The organism is Psychromonas sp. Urea-02u-13, from assembly GCF_002835995.1.
Lineage (GTDB): Bacteria > Pseudomonadota > Gammaproteobacteria > Enterobacterales > Psychromonadaceae > Psychromonas.
On record NZ_PJBZ01000205.1, the window covers coordinates 1 to 1,101 of the forward strand.

A 1,101-nucleotide genomic window follows, 5' to 3' on the forward strand; every position below is an offset into this window, starting at 1 on the left:
GCCCTTGGCTCCTGTATTTTTTCTCTGCTTCGGAGGGTGTCCATTTTTTAGAATATTAGCCCGAGCCTCGTGCCTTGGTACCATTAATAAACTATAAGCTGAAGCCCTTCTTTTTCTTGCTCTAGGCTCAATACGTCCAGCCCTTTTTCCTACTTGATGACCTGCAATTATAAAGAAAAACTTTTTGATGTTTTCAGCGAAATTTATAAACTTAGCTGAAACTGAATTCCATATTTGTAAGGCATTTTTGAAGCTAATTGATCTTATATTAAGATTAAATTTCTTAGCCGTTTGTGCCATCAGAATTCGGATCAGATTGTTTGCCAACAAATAAATCCATATCTCTTTTTGACACATATCTGGGGATTTGCAACTTAGCTCTGACATACCCATTGTCACTTTTAAATTTCTAAAATCAACCTCAATATTCCAACGACTTTTATATAATTCAGCGAGTTCAGCTTTGCTGTGTAGATCATCGTTACACAGTGTTGATACGAGGATTTTATGCCTCACTTTTATCTCCCTTACTGAAATGTTCTTTGGGATTGATTCATATTGTTCAACACTCATCCATTGGGGCCTTTGTGGGCGTTTATAAGTCACGATATGATCATATTTACCAATTTTCTTGCCCGTTCTAAAATCTGCTTTTTTAGCCCGTCCGCCATTTTGTCCAAAAATTCCATTGATACCTTCGCTTTGCAGATGTGAAAGTAACCAATAGCTACTGTAGATGGCGTCTCCTATTATTAAATCGCCTTTCTTAAAGGTATCTAAACTTGCTCTAAGCATGGAATGTTCATCTGCTCCTTTCCCTTTGTAAGGCGCTATTTGAGCATTGACGGCAGCTCCACTCTCTAGACAAAATACTCCCAATGCTCGACAAATAGGAAACCCCAATCCTTTTTTCTGAGTCGATTGTTGCGGATATTTTTCTTGATTTTTAGCTGAATCAGGTAGTGTAAATGTTGTTCCGTCGATTAAATAAATACTACCTTTGATGCCATTCCGATTATCAATTTTCTCTTTGATCGCATTTCCTGTGTAGCGAACTAATTTCTTTATCAAATCTAACGGGAGCTTTTGTCGACTACGGCA

At 37.6% G+C, this 1,101-nt stretch carries 1 protein-coding gene; it reads right to left on the minus strand.

Going from position 1 to position 1,101, the window contains the following annotated elements:
* Positions 1-1,101, minus strand: a 1,101-nt coding sequence (locus tag CXF74_RS21405) for an IS4 family transposase (protein ID WP_157822519.1), incomplete at both ends; no start/stop codon positions are given.